The 15528-nt window shown below is 52.9% G+C and carries 14 protein-coding genes; 9 read left to right on the top strand and 5 right to left on the bottom strand.

Translation table 11 applies throughout. The features are described 5' to 3' along the window. The first annotated feature begins 157 nt into the window (after positions 1-157). The 3 genes from B3729_RS06580 to rhlB all read left to right on the top strand — a co-directional run bounded on the left by B3729_RS06580 (position 158) and on the right by rhlB (position 3518). On the top strand, positions 158-817 hold the full coding sequence (locus B3729_RS06580; RefSeq protein ID WP_286787443.1) for an alpha/beta hydrolase: 660 nt from the start codon (positions 158-160) through the stop codon (positions 815-817). A gap of 205 nt (positions 818-1022) precedes the next feature. Next, positions 1023-1961: a GGDEF domain-containing protein gene (locus B3729_RS06575; RefSeq protein ID WP_286787695.1), complete on the top strand. Its 939-nt coding sequence runs from the start codon at positions 1023-1025 to the stop codon at positions 1959-1961. Between the two features lie 105 nt (positions 1962-2066). Continuing rightward, complete coding sequence (gene rhlB, locus B3729_RS06570) at positions 2067-3518, top strand: ATP-dependent RNA helicase RhlB (RefSeq protein WP_286787442.1); 1452 nt, start codon at positions 2067-2069, stop codon at positions 3516-3518. A gap of 44 nt (positions 3519-3562) precedes the next feature. On the opposite strand, the gene B3729_RS06565 is transcribed toward rhlB, so the two are convergent. From B3729_RS06565 to B3729_RS06545, 5 genes are all read right to left on the bottom strand, one after another. Continuing rightward, on the bottom strand, positions 3563-3952 hold the full coding sequence (locus tag B3729_RS06565) for a DUF3592 domain-containing protein (protein ID WP_010795359.1): 390 nt from the start codon (positions 3950-3952) through the stop codon (positions 3563-3565). A gap of 36 nt (positions 3953-3988) precedes the next feature. After that, a complete protein-coding gene (gene moaE / locus B3729_RS06560) occupies positions 3989-4438 on the bottom strand; it encodes a molybdopterin synthase catalytic subunit MoaE (protein WP_286787441.1) in 450 nt (149 codons plus the stop codon). A 2-nt stretch (positions 4439-4440) separates the two neighbouring features. Further along, complete coding sequence (locus B3729_RS06555) at positions 4441-4692, bottom strand: MoaD/ThiS family protein (RefSeq protein WP_150346831.1); 252 nt, start codon at positions 4690-4692, stop codon at positions 4441-4443. Continuing rightward, complete coding sequence (moaC, locus tag B3729_RS06550; protein WP_010795362.1) at positions 4689-5165, bottom strand: cyclic pyranopterin monophosphate synthase MoaC; 477 nt, start codon at positions 5163-5165, stop codon at positions 4689-4691. Before moaC ends, B3729_RS06555 begins: the two co-directional genes overlap by 4 nt. Positions 5166-5266: 101 nt before the next feature. Next, on the bottom strand, positions 5267-6658 hold the full coding sequence (locus tag B3729_RS06545) for a PhoH family protein (protein WP_286787440.1): 1392 nt from the start codon (positions 6656-6658) through the stop codon (positions 5267-5269). 378 nt (positions 6659-7036) lie between these two features. Here B3729_RS06545 and yaaA point away from each other — a divergent pair, with 378 nt between their 5' ends. The 6 genes from yaaA (at position 7037) to B3729_RS06515 (ending at position 15378) form a co-directional block, all read left to right on the top strand. Then, complete coding sequence (yaaA, locus tag B3729_RS06540) at positions 7037-7813, top strand: peroxide stress protein YaaA (protein ID WP_010795364.1); 777 nt, start codon at positions 7037-7039, stop codon at positions 7811-7813. A 107-nt stretch (positions 7814-7920) separates the two neighbouring features. After that, entirely contained in the window at positions 7921-8595 is a 675-nt protein-coding gene (locus B3729_RS06535; RefSeq protein ID WP_286787439.1) for a PilZ domain-containing protein, read from the top strand. Between the two features lie 497 nt (positions 8596-9092). Continuing rightward, positions 9093-10544, top strand: coding sequence for a mannose-1-phosphate guanylyltransferase/mannose-6-phosphate isomerase (locus B3729_RS06530; RefSeq protein ID WP_074824873.1), 1452 nt, complete (start codon positions 9093-9095; stop codon positions 10542-10544). A gap of 173 nt (positions 10545-10717) precedes the next feature. Further along, positions 10718-11593 carry a TIGR01459 family HAD-type hydrolase gene (locus B3729_RS06525; RefSeq protein WP_286787438.1) on the top strand — a complete coding sequence of 292 codons (876 nt, stop codon included), beginning with the start codon at positions 10718-10720 and terminating at the stop codon, positions 11591-11593. A gap of 32 nt (positions 11594-11625) precedes the next feature. Continuing rightward, positions 11626-12597: a 2-hydroxyacid dehydrogenase gene (locus B3729_RS06520; RefSeq protein WP_286787437.1), complete on the top strand. Its 972-nt coding sequence runs from the start codon at positions 11626-11628 to the stop codon at positions 12595-12597. A gap of 162 nt (positions 12598-12759) precedes the next feature. Further along, entirely contained in the window at positions 12760-15378 is a 2619-nt protein-coding gene (locus B3729_RS06515) for a DEAD/DEAH box helicase (RefSeq protein WP_286787436.1), read from the top strand. Positions 15379-15528 lie beyond the last annotated feature (150 nt).

The raw sequence follows: 15528 nt of genomic DNA, 5'->3' as shown, positions 1-15528 counted from the left end.
GATACAGCAAAAGGCGGACCACTTATAGCGACATGGCAGAATCGAAGCGGCTTAGTAAACTTCACTGAGACTGCAAAAGAATTTATATAAATGCGACACCCTCTTAACGCACCATTTGTTACCGCTGCCGATCAGAACGCACTTTTATGGAGCACACATGCCTGAAATAACTCCGCTGATCATCGAATCCCCCCAACCCGCAGACTCATGCGTGATCTGGCTACACGGCCTGGGCGCAGATCGTTATGATTTTCAGCCGGTGGCCGAAATAGTGCAGCGCGTGCTCACGACGACCCGTTTTGTACTGCCTCAGGCCCCTTCACGCCCAGTCAGTATCAACGGCGGATGGGCCATGCCGTCCTGGTACGACATCCTGGCCATGTCACCTGCACGCGCCATTGATCATTCACAACTGGATGAGTCGGCCCGCTATGTCGATGAGTTGATCACGCAGCAGATGGACATGGGCATTGATGCCCGACGCATTGTGCTAGCAGGCTTTTCACAAGGCGGAGCAGTCGTGTTTCATACTGCTTTCGCCATTGCCCACAAACCTCTGGGTGGCGTACTGGCTCTTTCGACCTATGCACCCGGCTTCCAGGAAACGCTTGCCAGTGAGGCTCAGCGAGACATTCCGGTGCTATGCATTCATGGCACGCTCGATGATGTCGTACCGCTGGGGTTGGGACGTGAAGCCTATGACTTTCTCGCCAAGGAGCAGGTGCCTGTTCAATGGCAGGACTATTCCATGGGCCATGAAGTAACACAGGAAGAAATCGCCTTGATCGCTCAGTGGTTACAGGACCGTTTGGCTTGAGAGTGACGGCTCAACGTCTGTTGTCGTTGAGCCTTTGTACCAGTTCATATACAAAACAAGATAACGCTCACAGTACTGAACAATGGATGAAGAACTTTCTTTACTTATCTCAGTCAAGAAGTGATCTCTATACGTCCGCTTTCTGTAGTTTTGGAGCGACCATGCCTTCTGGCGCCGTTTTCACCCTTGTAATGCCATGCTGATGATGGCTATTCCTCAGTGGCAGGAAAACCTTCAGCATATACGCCATCTACGGTTGTTCCGGGATGTTGATCTGTCGCACCTTGAAAAACTGGCCCGCACGCTGACCAAGCGTGTTCTAAACCCAGGCGAGATGCTTCTGTCGCCCAGCGAACATAATCACTACCTTTATATGATTGTCCAGGGCCGCTTCAGGGTTCATTTGGAGTCGCTGGATAATCAACCTGTATCCGTTCTGAGTGAGGGCGACTGTGCAGGTGAGGTCAGCTTTCTCGACAATTACAAGCCAACGGCGTACGTGATCGCCGATGAAGTCTGCGAAGTCATAGGCCTGCACCGCAAGGATCTGTTTCAACTGATGGAGCATTCTCCTAAAACCACTCAGAACCTGCTTGAAATCCTGTGTGAGCGTGTCCGCCAGAACAATCGAATCATTCTGGATACCGAGCGCAACGCGAATGTCGACACGCTTACCGGCCTGTTCAATCGCAGGCGCCTTGAACAACTCTATGAGCGCGAAAGTACCCGCTGCGCATTCAACCAGCAGCCGCTTTGCCTGTTGATGCTCGATGTGGATCATTTCAAACGCTATAACGATACGTATGGGCATCTGGCAGGCGACTACGCACTTTGCATGGTAGCCAATACCCTGCGCTCCCAGTTAAGGCCTAAGGACAGCATGTCGCGCTACGGTGGAGAAGAATTTGTCATTCTGCTTCCCGAGCTGGATAAGCCTGAAGCTCGAATGATTGGCGAGCGTTTGCGGGAAAGCCTTGCCAGTATCGCCGACTTTTACTCTCCTGCCGGCAAATTACCAGGCGTTACCATTTCAATCGGCTTGGCTGAAATGCATAAACAGGATACGCTCGAGAATCACATAGAGCGTGCAGATAAAGCGCTTTATGAAGCCAAGCGCAACGGAAGAAATTGCCTGTTTGGCTAAAACAGGCAACACTCCCCTCCCTCCTCTCGATCAAGCCTCATTTGCCAGGCCCGTAACTTGCTTTACACTCCTGGCTTAATTTCTATTCAAATTACGAGATAAACCGTGCTCAAGGCACTAAAAAAACTATTTGGCAAAGGAGATGCGCAAGCACCTCAGCCCACCCCTGAAAAGGTTGCGCCCCTTCAGCGCGACGAAACCCCGTTACAGCCTGAACAGGCACAACCCACGACTCAGGCGAAAGCCGAGCGTCAGCCCAGGCCACCGAAGAAAGAAAACGGGAAACCTGCAGCGACCAGATCACCAAAGCCACGACGCGAGCGCAAGGCGCCTGTCAGCAACTGGACGCTTAATGACTTTGCAGTAGAGCCTCAGGAAGGCAAGGTCCGCTTCCACGACTTCAACCTTGCACCCAGCCTGATGCATGCTATCCATGACCTGGGTTTTCCTTATTGCACGCCCATCCAAGCACAAGTGCTGGGATTTACACTGAAAGGCCAAGATGCCATAGGTCGAGCTCAAACCGGGACGGGCAAGACAGCCGCGTTTTTGATTTCGACCATTACCCAGCTGCTTACCACCCCGCCGCCTGAAGAGCGCTACATGGGTGAGCCACGTGCACTTATTATTGCGCCGACTCGAGAGCTGGTCGTACAGATTGCCAAGGATGCAGAAAATCTGACCAAGTACACGGGCCTCAATGTGATGACCTTTGTAGGCGGAATGGATTTCGACAAACAGCTCAAGCAACTGGAGTCGCGGTTCTGCGATATCCTTGTCGCAACACCAGGGCGTTTGCTGGACTTCAACCAGCGTGGCGAGGTTCATCTGGATATGGTGGAGGTATTGGTTCTGGACGAGGCGGATCGCATGCTCGACATGGGCTTTATCCCCCAGGTCCGCCAGATTATTCGCCAGACTCCCCACAAGAACGAACGTCAGACCTTGCTGTTCTCGGCCACCTTTACCGAGGACGTCATGAACCTTGCCAAGCAGTGGACAGTCGATCCAGCCATTGTGGAAATCGAGCCTGAAAACGTAGCCAGCGAGACCGTTGACCAACGCGTATATGCAGTGTCTTCAGATGACAAGTATCGTTTGCTATACAACCTCATCAGCCAGAACAACTGGGAACGCGTGATGGTTTTCGCCAACCGCAAGGATGAGGTGCGTCGCATTGAGGAACGTCTGACTAAAGACGGCATCAGTGCAGCGCAGATGTCAGGCGATGTTCCGCAGCATAAACGGATCCGAACGCTGGAAGGCTTCCGTGAGGGCAAGATTCGTGTCCTGGTCGCTACAGATGTCGCGGGTCGTGGCATTCATATCGACGGCATTAGCCACGTTATCAATTTCACGCTACCGGAAGATCCAGATGACTATGTACACCGGATAGGACGTACAGGTCGTGCAGGTACCAGCGGAATATCAATCAGTTTTGCAGGCGAGGACGACGCATTTGCCCTACCGCCAATCGAGACATTGCTAGGCCGCAAAATCGCATGTGATATGCCTCCGGCAGAGCTACTCAAGCCAGTCCCACGCAAGCATTCCTGACGACTCGGGGGCGGAGTCGAACACTCTGCTCCCCTTTGCGCGCCTCAAAAGCCAAAAGGTGCCAGCGGTGCCAACAGGTTCAACAACCAGACCTTAACGATACTCCTGTGTGTTGGTTTAAAGCCCACACAACAGAACGAAGGGTCGCTGGTGCAATAGTAAACCTTGATCCTATCGCCTACTGCTACCTGCTCCGCCAAGGCTTTTAGACTGGAAGACGAATACCCCATTAGCGTATCCAGGAAGTTCAGGCTGTAGCGCTGCTCTTGGACCTGATAGCTGAATGTCAGCCGATAGAGTGGGGCCTTTTCCAGAGAAACGATATACCCGTCTGTCAATGCGCTGTCTGTCAGCTTCAGCCATTGCCACAGCTGACAGAGGCTTATGACAAGTACCAGCCCAAGAATGGCTCCCATCGCACACAGCCAAACCATACCTGCCCTCCGGTTTTACGCTGTCAGAGCATGGGCCTACTTCCAGCGCTGGGCAGCGCTGATATCGCTGCTCTTGCCTTCAACCCAGCGTGGGCCTTGGGGAGTGTCTTCCTTCTTCCAGAAAGGCGCCCTTGTTTTCAAATAGTCCATGATAAATGCACAGGCTTCGAACGCCGCCTGACGATGTGCGCTTGCCGTACCTACGAAAACGATGGGCTCACCAGGCTCCAGACGCCCTACCCGATGGATGATATTCACCTTGAGTAGCGGCCAACGAGAGCTTGCCTCATAAGCAATCTTCGCCAGCGACTTTTCAGTCATGCCAGGAAAATGCTCCAGATAAAGACCGGATACATCTAGTCCGTCATTGAAATCGCGTACATAGCCTATGAAGGTTACGACGGCACCTACGCCTACATTGGCCGCATGCATTGCGCTGGCTTCGACGCCAGGGTCGAACGCCTCGGCCTGCACTCGTATGGTCATGTCTAACCTCCCGTTACAGTCGGGAAGAAAGCCACTTGATCACCGTCAACCAACGGCTCATCCAATGTGCACAGCTCTTCGTTACGTGCACACATCAGGTTCCGCTCGCCTAACACTTCAGCCCACACCCCACCTCTAGCGATCAGGTGAGCACGAAGATCGTTTAGCTGAGTAAATTCATCCTGCCATTGAATGCGCTCGTGCTCGCATTGCAATGCTTCACGGTACCGTGCGAAATAATGCACTTCGATCATGCGTCGTGCTCCACTTTGAAATGGCCGCTCTTGCCACCCTTCTTTTCCAGCAGACGAACCGCTTCGATACTCATACCCCGATCCACAGCCTTACACATGTCATAGATCGTTAAGGCCGCCACGCTGGCAGCAGTCAAGGCTTCCATTTCCACGCCCGTCTGGCCTGACAATTTGCACGTTGCCTGAATATGAACGCTATCGGGCTCGCAGGCAGTGAGCTCAACTTTCACGCCTGTCAGCAGAAGCGGATGACACAAGGGGATCAATTCATGGGTTTTCTTGGCCGCCTGAATACCGGCTATACGCGCCACCGCAAAGACGTCACCTTTCGGGTGGCCGCCCTGCTGAATCATTTGCAGCGTTTCAGGGAGCATGCGCACTTGTGCTTCAGCAACAGCCTCACGAAACGTTACCTGCTTGTCGGTAACGTCCACCATGTTGGCGCGGCCCTGGGAATCAAGATGGGTCAGCATGTTTGGCCTTCCGTTATACAGAGGCCCTTGATTCTACTATGGACGAACGGGATAAGCAGGAAACTGGCAATATCCTTTGCCGGTTTCCTGCCAGGAGGTCATTACATATGCGCTTCGGCGTACTCGGCCAGCACCGAGCGAGGCACGCCTTGCAACGTGATATGCACCCCGTGGGGGAAGCCCTTGAAACGCTCGCTCAGATACGTCAATCCTGAACTGGTTGCTGACAGATACGGCGTATCGATCTGCGCCAGGTTACCCAGACAGATGACTTTTGAGCCGGCACCGGCGCGGGTAATAATGGTTTTCATCTGATGCGGCGTAAGGTTTTGGCACTCATCAATAAGGATCAGACTCTGCTGGAAACTACGCCCACGAATGTAATTCAAGGATTTGAACTGAAGCGGCACCTTACTCAGGATGTAGTCGACGCTGCTATGAGGACTTTCATCATCCATATGCAGCGCTTCCAGGTTGTCGGTAATGGCGCCCAGCCATGGCTCCATCTTTTCCGCCTCGGTGCCGGGTAGGAAGCCGATATCCTCATCCAGTCCCTGAACGCTACGCGTCGCGATGATTCGACGATAACGCTTGGTAACCATGGTTTGCTCAATGGCTGCGGCCAGGGCAAGAATGGTTTTCCCCGACCCGGCTGCCCCGGTCAGGTTTACCAAGTGAATGTCAGGATCCAACAGAGCGAACAACGCTAGGCCTTGGTAGATGTCTCGAGGTCGAAGACCCCAGGCCTCTTGATGCAGCAGAGGCTCCTGATGCATATCGAGAATGATAAGTTCATCATCCCGAACAGCCTTGACCCAACCAACGAACCCCTGCTCGTCGATAATGAAGTCATTCAGGTGCATTGGCGGCAAACTATCGGACAGCTGTACCCGATGCCAGACGCGCCCTACATCCTGCCGTGAATCGACCTTGCTGACGCGATCCCAGAAAGAACCTTCAAGGGTGTGATAGCCACGCGACAACAGTGCAATATCATCTACCAGCTGATCGGTATGGTAATCCTCAGCATCAATCCCGCATCCCCGCGCCTTTAAACGCATGTTGATGTCTTTGGTTACCAGTACTACGCGCTCACCGGGATGGTGAGTACACAGTTCAACCAGCTGATTGATGATGCGGTTATCATTGTGATTATCAGGCAGCCAGGTAACAGGGGCCGCCCGCTTGTTCATCAGAATGGAGAAATACCCTTTCGTCTCCCCTTTGCCGCGCGGTATGGGCACACCTTTTTCGACATCCTGAGGAGAGGCCTCAGCAAGAACGGTATCAATCAGCCGAATCGCCTGACGGCACTCGGCAGCCACGCTATGTTTCCCGGTTTTTAACTTATCGAGCTCCTCCAACACCGTCATCGGAATAGCAACGTGATGTTCTTCGAAGTTCAGTAGTGCATTAGGATCGTGAATCAGTACGTTGGTGTCGAGCACATAGAGGGTGGGCTGGGTGGGGCGGGAGCGTCCATGATCATCCATACTCGTTCACCTCATCGAGAATCCCAACGGGACTCTTGTGGCCAGTCGACGGAGGCCAATACGGCGCTCCGCAGCGAAAGGTGCCACCACACCTCGGGGCTTCAGGGCCAAGCCTGCAACTCAAGGGCAACCCCGTTCGTGCAGCGGACATCTTGGTAATACCCTAATCTTTGAGCAGGCAAAACCCCTTTTTTCTAACTGGACACCATTTTTTTCTTATTGGCTAATACCACTGGCAACGTTGCCGATGTGGTACTAAAGTTTTTACCCGCTGTTTACAGAGCCTCCTACCTTCATATGCCATATAGCTTTTTCCAACTGGAGCTACGTTTTGTGCACGGCCTACAATGAGCCGTTAATCGAAAGGAGCTCTATACCATGCTGATGGTGATTTCACCCGCCAAAACCCTTGACTACGAAACACCGCCAGCCACTCGGCGCTATACACAGCCTGAATGCCTCGACGACGCTCAAGCGTTGATCAATCAGCTCGTTACGCTTTCGCCTGCCGATATCGCAAAACTCATGGGAGTTTCAGACAAGATCGCCGGCCTTAACGCTGCACGCTTTGCCAGCTGGTCTCCAGACTTTACGCCTGAAAACGCCAAACAGGCTCTACTGGCCTTCAAGGGTGACGTCTATACCGGCTTAGCGGCTGAGGATTTCGACGACGCTGACTTTGACTTTGCCCAGACACACTTGCGCATGCTGTCCGGCCTTTATGGCATCTTGCGTCCTCTGGACCTTATGCAGCCCTACCGGCTGGAGATGGGAACCAAGCTGGTCAACTCACGCGGCAAGGACCTTTACGCCTTCTGGGACACGCACATCACACAGCGATTAAATGATGCGTTGGAAAATCAGGGCGACGATATTCTCATCAACCTGGCCTCGAACGAATATTTCGGCTCCGTCAAACGTGCACAACTCAAGGGCCGCGTTATCGATATCGAGTTTAGGGATCTTAAAGGCGGTCAATACAAGATCATCAGCTTCTATGCAAAAAAAGCCCGCGGACTCATGACGCGTTACATTATAAAAAACCGGTTACGAGACCTTGCCGATTTAAAGTCATTTGATGTTGAAGGGTATGTTTTTAGTGAACAATCTTCTACTCAGGAAAAATTGATCTTCCTGCGAGACAATATTGTTTAAATGAACAGATAATTTCTTCATATAAGCCTTCCCTATTAATCATGCTTTAGTTTCGCCTGCCTGCTTTTGTTAAAGCAGATGAAAATTTTACAATGGAGATAGATCCAATGAGCGCACCCGACACCAGTTCTACACAAAGGCAACACCTACGCGTTCAGCTACCAGCCAGGATCCGGTATCAAGGCGCCCACCGTGAAGGCATGGAGCATCAATTGCTTGAGCTTTCCATAGGCGGATTTAGCTTTATCTCAAAATCGATTACCGCCCGTACTGGCGATAACCTCAAGGGCAAACTGTTTTTTTCAATCAACTCCCTTAGTCTTGCTATTGACGTAACATTTGAAATCAAATCAGTTGACCGGGATACAGGTCGGGTGGGTTGCGCCTTTTATAACCTAGCCCCCAAAGAACTTTCTGCGCTTCAATATCTGATTGAGGCTTATCGCTTTAATGATGACGTTACCGTCAGTCATATGATCGACTCGGCATTTGCCCAGAAACGGCTAAGCAGAGGAGCCGCCGGGCTTATAAAAGAAAGCGGAACAGTACCACTCATCGAAGGACGGTTTGAATTCGATGAGTATCGCCTTGTTCTGCCAGGCTCGTCAGTCGACTTTTATCTGTTCGATGAGCAACAGCCAAGGTCAGGGATCATTACCTCCTTAACGCTTGAGGCAGCTGGCGCCACTTACGTAGTCATTGCGACCATTGAGCCTAGAACACAAATTCCCGCGGCCTATACAGGTACCCCTGTAAAGATCTTCGCTGCCTCTCACGCCTAGCCGTACCTCCTCTCTTGCAGCTCTAAACAAGGGCTGCTTTTCTCCTTCGTGGCTTGACCCAGATCACAAAAAGAAAAGAAGCCACTTTTTTCGGTGAACGATTCACAGAAAAGAAGTCTCAGAGGAACTAGCGTTACTACAGTTGATTCCTGCCCTGGCATTTTGGAGTGCTTAGGCTTTAATGAACTTTTTTAAGAGCACTATGTCAATGAAGACCTTGATGGCACAAAGGAATCATTCGAGCCATCTTCCTAAATTATCATTCTAATCAGCGGTAACGATCATCGTTTGGGTGGAGCAATTCAATGCTTATTAGCCTGGGGATGATGTACTGCCTATAAGCTGTAATTAATTTGTAACTAAAAAAGCTAACTAATTAGCCTGGCTTTTATTTTTTATTTCATAACCCTGCTCAAGCAGGAACTAGAAGCACGGACGCTTCGTCCCGCCCGAAGGGACTGCGACCTACAACTCAGCAAGCGCTGAAGGAGAATGCCATGATTCCAGTGATTCTTTCCGGGGGAAGCGGTTCACGACTCTGGCCGCTATCTCGAAAAATGTATCCAAAGCAGTTCCTAGCTTTGGCAAGCGAAAAGACCCTATTCCAGGAAACCATATCAAGACTGGCCTGCGAAGAACGCATGCAGCAGCCCTTGATTGTTTGCAATATCGAGCACCGCTATATTGTTGAGGAGCAGCTCAAGGCTGTTAAGTGCCAGCCTCAGTCCTTGATCATGGAACCGTTTGGTCGCAATACGGCTCCTGCCGTAGCGATTGCTGCCATGAAGTTGTTGGCCGATGGCAAAGATGAACTGATGCTGGTTCTGCCAGCAGACCATGTCATCGAAGATATCGATGCGTTTAAAGCATCCTTGAATTCGGCCACCGAAGCCGCTGAAAAAGGCGAAATGGTGCTGTTCGGTATTCCTGCACTGCGCCCGGAAACCGGCTACGGCTATATCAAGGCAACCCACTCAGCCAACCTGCCTGAAGGGGTCAATCGCGTCGAGCGCTTCGTAGAGAAGCCAGACGCCATTCGCGCGACCCAATACGTAGAATCTGGGGATTACTACTGGAACAGCGGTATGTTCATCTTCCGCGCCAGCCGCTTCCTGGAAGAGCTGAAGCTGCACGATCCTGATATTTACGATACCTGCCTGCTTGCGCTTGAGCGCAGCCAGGTTGATGGCGATCACATCATTATCGACCGCAACTCGTTTGCCGTCTGCCCGGACAACTCCATTGACTATGCTGTCATGGAAAAGACCACTCGCGCTTGTGTAGTTCCAATGTCTGCCGGTTGGAACGATGTAGGCTCCTGGTCAGCCATCTGGGATGTGCATGACAAGGATAGCGATGGCAACGTTACCAAAGGTGACGTGGTTCTGCACGAAGCCCGTAACTGCCTCGTTCACAGCACCAACAAGCTGGTCTCCCTGATCGGCATCGAAGATGTCGTGGTTGTAGAGACCAAAGATGCGGTCATGATCGCACACAAGGATAAGGTCCAAGACGTCAAGAAGGTGGTCAACAAGCTCGAAGCGCAAGGTCGCCAAGAGGTCAAGAGCCATCTGGAAGTGTTCCGTCCTTGGGGCTCTTACGATTCCGTCGACATGGGTCAGCGCTTCCAGGTCAAGCGTATCACTGTCAAACCAGGCGCTCAGCTGTCTCTGCAGATGCACCACCACCGCGCCGAGCACTGGATCGTGGTCTCTGGCACAGCGCAGGTCACGTGCGATGACAAGACCTTCCTGCTGACCGAAAACCAGTCCACTTACTTGCCGATGACGTCTGTACATCGCTTGGCCAATCCTGGCAAGGTACCGCTGGAAATCATTGAAGTACAATCAGGTGGCTACCTGGGCGAAGATGATATCGTTCGCTACGAAGACGTTTACGGTCGCGTCGACGCACCACAGACCAAGAGCACTAACGCTGTAGCGCGTTAATCGCTCTGAGCTGAGCCAAGAGAAAAATAAAAATAAGAGTCCTCTTGTCTCCAGATTCAACAACACCGGCCCAGCGCCGGTGTTGTGCTTTCTAGGCCGAAGTGATCTCAATCGCTAAAGCAGGTACCCTGGATCCTTTCAGCTCTTGCAACCTTATCAGGACGTTATTTTCCATGACGCCATCCACGCCCCTTCCTCACCTTGTTTCCCATTCTGATCTGGATGCTGTATGCGATCAGTACGATGGATTTATTCTCGACCTATGGGGGGTACTGATTGACGGCTACGACGCCTTTCCCGGTGCGCAGAACTGGCTGGCACGGCGTGCAACCGAAGGCAAACCTGTCTGGTTCCTGAGCAACGCATCCCGTGATGCCGCTTCCATGACGGATCACCTGGTTGAACTGGGTATCGCTCGAGAGCAATTTGCCGGTATAACGACCTCAGGGCAGCTGGCCATCGACGCCATTAGCCAGGAACCAGCACTGGCACAGGGGGGTATCTATCTGACCGGACCTGGCGAAGGTCAGACTGGCTGGCCCGAGCACATACGCAGCCGATTCGTAATCGACATCCAACAGGCATCCCTCATCCTAGGCGTAGGGAGCTTCCCTCAGGATGAGCTGGCGCTTCGTCAGGCCCCGCTCAAGGACTTCACACATTTACCGTTTCTCTGCGCCAACCCTGATCGCACAGTAGTCTCTGGCGGCCTACCCTACTACGCCGCCGGTAAGCTGGCCGACTACTTCGCTTCGCTGGGCGGAAGTGTGCGCTGGTACGGAAAGCCTGATCCCTATGCGTTTCTTTGTGCTCAACGAGAACTGGCAACTTTAGGCGCCACCAAGCTGCTGTTTGTGGGTGACTCACTGGTCACCGACGTACCGGGTGCAGTTTCGGCCAACATTGATTGCTTATGGCTGGCGTCAACTGGAATCCACCGCGAGGCATTGGGTGCAGAGTTCAATGAGCAACCGGAGCAAGAGCAACTTGAGCGCTTCCTGATGGATTATTCGATACGCCCTCAATATGTCGCTGCTGGTCTAGTCTAAAGAGACTAAACCCTAACGGAGATCCGTTGCCCGTGAGAAAGAATGTCGTTATCTATAATCGTCTTCCCGCTCCACTGGTTCAACAGTTGAGCGAAGCCTTTAACGTTACCGTCATTGATACTCAGGGCAATGTCGATGAGCAGTTCCAGCATGCCCTCCTTCACGCACACGGCCTGATTGGTGCCAGCAAGACACTAGGCCGCCATGAGTTGCAACATGCAGAAAACCTGGAAGTGATTTCCAGCGTTTCGGTTGGATATGACAGCTATGACGTGCCCTACCTGTCCGAGCAGGGCATTCTACTGACCAACACCCCCGATGTACTGACCCAGACCACAGCAGACCTTGGATTTGCTCTGCTGATGAGTACCGCTCGCCGCCTGCCTGAGCTGGATGCCTACACCAAAGCAGGGCAATGGACAAAAGGCATAACGGAAGAACATTTCGGTACAGACGTTTATGGAAAGACGCTGGGAATCGTAGGTATGGGTCGCATAGGTGCAGCCATTGCAAAGCGCGGCCACTTCGGCTTCGACATGCGGATTCTTTATCATGCAGGCAGCCGCAAGCCCGAGCTGGAGAAAGAATTCAAGGCAGAGTATCGAGACCTTGAAGCTCTGCTTCAGGAATCCGATTTTATTTGCCTGGTAGTCCCTCTGACAGACTCCACTCGCCAGATGATCGGCGCACGTGAACTAAGGCTCATGAAGCCCAGCGGTATTCTGATCAATATTGCACGCGGGCCAGTGGTTGATGAAGCGGCTCTAATCGAGGCGCTTTCCAACCAGCACATTCGCGGCGCAGGCCTGGATGTTTTTGAGCAGGAACCACTTTCATCATCGCCCCTGTTTTCGCTGAAGAATGTCGTCACCTTACCGCATATTGGTTCAGCGACTCACGAGACACGGTATGCCATGGCAGAGCGCGCTGTCTCCAATCTGACAGCCGCCTTAAGCGGTAATCGGCCACAGGACTTGGTTAATCCTGAAGTATGGAAGGGTTAAATCAAGCCAATCTGAAACCAGCGCTTAACAGCAGACTCTTTAGATAAGCCATGCTGTCGTAATTAAGTGATATCTATTTGAGCAACCTGAGCGACTTCAGTACGGGGACGCTTTCGGTCTGTGGCACAATTACCCGTTTGTGCTTCGTGTTACAGGCTTCATATGCGTCTACGTTTCGACCATCTGCACTGGCAAGACTGGAAAGGCTCCTTTACTGAGCGCAACTATGAGCGTGGCCGGCGCTATGCTCAAGAAGGTTACGCCACGGTCCGGTCAGCCGCCGATGGGCTGGTCTATGCCATATGCAGCAGTCCTTCGGGATTGGATTACCGCCAATCCATCACGCTCAAGCCTGGTCCAAGAGGTTGGTTTGTTGATGGCCGGTGCACATGTGGGGCTGGCAGAAACTGCAAGCATACTGCTGCCGTGCTGTTCGAGCTGGAGCGCCTTCAGCGGGCCGGCAGCCCTCCTCCGCGCCGCGAAGCGGCCGAGACAGCCATCAATCTGGTCAAGCCGCCCAAGCCATTGTTGGTATTGGGTAGCCACACACAGGTTGACTATGATCGGCAAACCGCACGCATGCGCCCCGTCACCCGCCACAGGGCTGCCCTGGCGTTTCTTTACGACGGTAAAAAAGTGTTCGGCAAGCCTGTACCGGGTCGTAGTAGCGCGGCAACGCTGCCAACACGCCACAGTGAAGCCGAGCAGCGCCTACGACAAGTCTTACAGGACGCAGGCCTCCGAGTAGCGACACGGCGAAGCGCAGCCTTGCCCGAAGATGCGGGCGAGATGTTTGAAATGCCTGATGACTCCAGTTGGCTGCGCTTTATCGAAGTCACACTTCCGCAGCTGCGTGAAGCGGGCTGGCAGATAGATATGCGTCCAGAATTCGCCTTTGAGCTGACCGAGGTGGAGAATTGGTACGGCGAAATTGAGGAGGCGCCTGATCATGAATGGTTTGATCTGGAGCTCGGCATCGTCGTACAAGGGCGGCGCGTCAGTCTGCTGCCTATCCTAATCGATCTTATCCGGCGGGATCCTCAATTATTCGAACCGGGAGCACTGGCCAGACGCTCTGACGATGAGCGCCTGCTGCTCCGCGTGGAAAGCCCTGCTGCGCGCAAGCAAGGACGCCCCGCACGTATCGCCCTGTCTCTAGGTAGACTAAAGCCCTTGCTTGCCGCACTCATGGAACTGCATGGGCATTCGTTACCTGCTAATACCAAGCAGATACGCCTGTCTCATCTGGACGCCGCACGGCTGGCTGAACTTGAAGAAAATATTCCACTGACATGGCAGGGTGGTGAGCAGCTCAGAAACTTCGCCCATCGACTACGCCATTACTCAGCTTCGCCCCTGCACGTCCCGGAAAGCCTGCGTGCCGAGTTAAGACCGTATCAGCGCGATGGCCTGGCTTGGTTGCAGGCACTTCGCGAGCTGGATGTGGGCGGGATCCTGGCCGATGACATGGGTCTTGGTAAGACCTTGCAAACCCTGGCTCATATCCTGGTAGAGAAAACGGCTGGCCGGTTGACCAGCCCTGCCATGATCGTCATGCCTACCAGCCTGATACCTAACTGGCAGGACGAAGCAGCCAAGTTCACACCTGAGCTGAAAGTACTGGCCCTCCACGGTACTCAACGGCGTAACCTGTTCGAGCGGATACCTGAGCACGATATCATCCTGACTACCTACGCCCTGCTACCGCGCGATGCCGAGCAGTTGGCCAGCTTCTCCTTTCATCTTCTGGTATTGGATGAAGCACAATCCATTAAGAATGCGGCAACCAAAGCGGCGCAAGCGGCGCGGGGACTCAATACGCGACACCGTCTATGCCTGACGGGCACCCCGCTGGAAAATCATCTGGGTGAGCTTTGGTCTCAGTTCCACTTCCTGATGCCAGGCTGGTTAGGCGATATAAAAGACTTCAAGCGCGACTACCGAACACCGATCGAGAAAAATGGCGATACCCAACGCCTCGCCCAATTAAAGGGACGAGTAAAGCCTTTCATTCTGCGTCGTACCAAACAGCGAGTAGCCAGCGAGCTGCCACCCAAGACAGAAATTGTCCAGTTGGTCGAGCTGACTCAGCCACAGCGCGATCTTTATGAAACGGTACGTGTTGCACTTGATGAGAAGGTCCGTAGCGAAATCTCCAAGAAAGGCTTGGCCAGAAGCCAAATTATCGTTCTTGATGCACTGCTGAAACTCCGCCAGGTCTGCTGCGATATCCGACTAGTCAACGGCAACGAAACATCCGCCAAGTCGTCTGGAAAGCTACTCGGCTTGCTGGAACTGCTCGAAGGCCTATTGGCCAATGGCAGTCGTGTCCTGCTGTTCTCGCAGTTCACTTCCATGCTGGCGCTGATCCAGCAGGCGCTGGATGAAAGACGGATCGACTATGTCACCCTTACCGGTGAAACCCAGGATCGCCGTACGCCTGTCGAACAGTTTCAGTCCGGTGAGGCCCCGGTTTTCCTGTTGAGCCTTAAAGCAGGCGGTACGGGACTCAACCTGACTGCGGCCGATACGGTGATTCACTTCGACCCCTGGTGGAACCCTGCGGCGGAGAGCCAGGCCACAGACCGTGCCTATCGCATAGGGCAAGATAAGCCGGTTTTTGTGTACAAGCTCATTGCAAGAGGCACCCTGGAAGAGAAAATCCAGCAATTGCAGCATGAGAAATCTCGCATTGCCGCAGGGATTCTTGAGGAGAACACAGCCGACTGGCGAATGTCGGAAGCGGATATCGAAGCGCTTTTCACCCCATTGGGTAAATAGACTTTCCTCCTTGGCCGTTCTGCTTGCCTGAGCAGAGCGGTGCATCACTCGAGAAGCGGTCTAAACTTGTCAAACATAATAAAGTCCATATCTCTTATGATCTGGATGGTGTTTGTCTGCGCTTACCCTGCTGTGGCATGGGGTTTGGGA

The organism is Pseudomonas sp. UBA3149, assembly GCF_002364655.1.
In the GTDB taxonomy this organism is placed as follows: Bacteria; Pseudomonadota; Gammaproteobacteria; order Pseudomonadales; family Pseudomonadaceae; genus Chryseomonas; species Chryseomonas luteola.
Note: the sequence above shows the minus strand (reverse complement) of the source record. Positions and strands in the feature narration are given on the sequence as shown.

Bases quoted from the DNA above. Each gene is read 5' to 3' on its own strand.
- B3729_RS06580 (WP_286787443.1), top strand. From the start codon at position 158: ATGCCTGAAATAACTCCGCTGATCATCGAATCCCCCCAACCCGCAGAC.
- B3729_RS06575 (WP_286787695.1), top strand. From the start codon at position 1,023: ATGGCTATTCCTCAGTGGCAGGAAAACCTTCAGCATATACGCCATCTA.
- B3729_RS06565 (WP_010795359.1), bottom strand. From the start codon at position 3,952: ATGGTTTGGCTGTGTGCGATGGGAGCCATTCTTGGGCTGGTACTTGTC.
- moaE (WP_286787441.1), bottom strand. From the start codon at position 4,438: ATGACCATACGAGTGCAGGCCGAGGCGTTCGACCCTGGCGTCGAAGCC.
- B3729_RS06555 (WP_150346831.1), bottom strand. From the start codon at position 4,692: ATGATCGAAGTGCATTATTTCGCACGGTACCGTGAAGCATTGCAATGC.
- moaC (WP_010795362.1), bottom strand. From the start codon at position 5,165: ATGCTGACCCATCTTGATTCCCAGGGCCGCGCCAACATGGTGGACGTT.
- B3729_RS06545 (WP_286787440.1), bottom strand. From the start codon at position 6,658: ATGGATGATCATGGACGCTCCCGCCCCACCCAGCCCACCCTCTATGTG.
- yaaA (WP_010795364.1), top strand. From the start codon at position 7,037: ATGCTGATGGTGATTTCACCCGCCAAAACCCTTGACTACGAAACACCG.
- B3729_RS06535 (WP_286787439.1), top strand. From the start codon at position 7,921: ATGAGCGCACCCGACACCAGTTCTACACAAAGGCAACACCTACGCGTT.
- B3729_RS06530 (WP_074824873.1), top strand. From the start codon at position 9,093: ATGATTCCAGTGATTCTTTCCGGGGGAAGCGGTTCACGACTCTGGCCG.
- B3729_RS06525 (WP_286787438.1), top strand. From the start codon at position 10,718: ATGACGCCATCCACGCCCCTTCCTCACCTTGTTTCCCATTCTGATCTG.
- B3729_RS06515 (WP_286787436.1), top strand. From the start codon at position 12,760: ATGCGTCTACGTTTCGACCATCTGCACTGGCAAGACTGGAAAGGCTCC.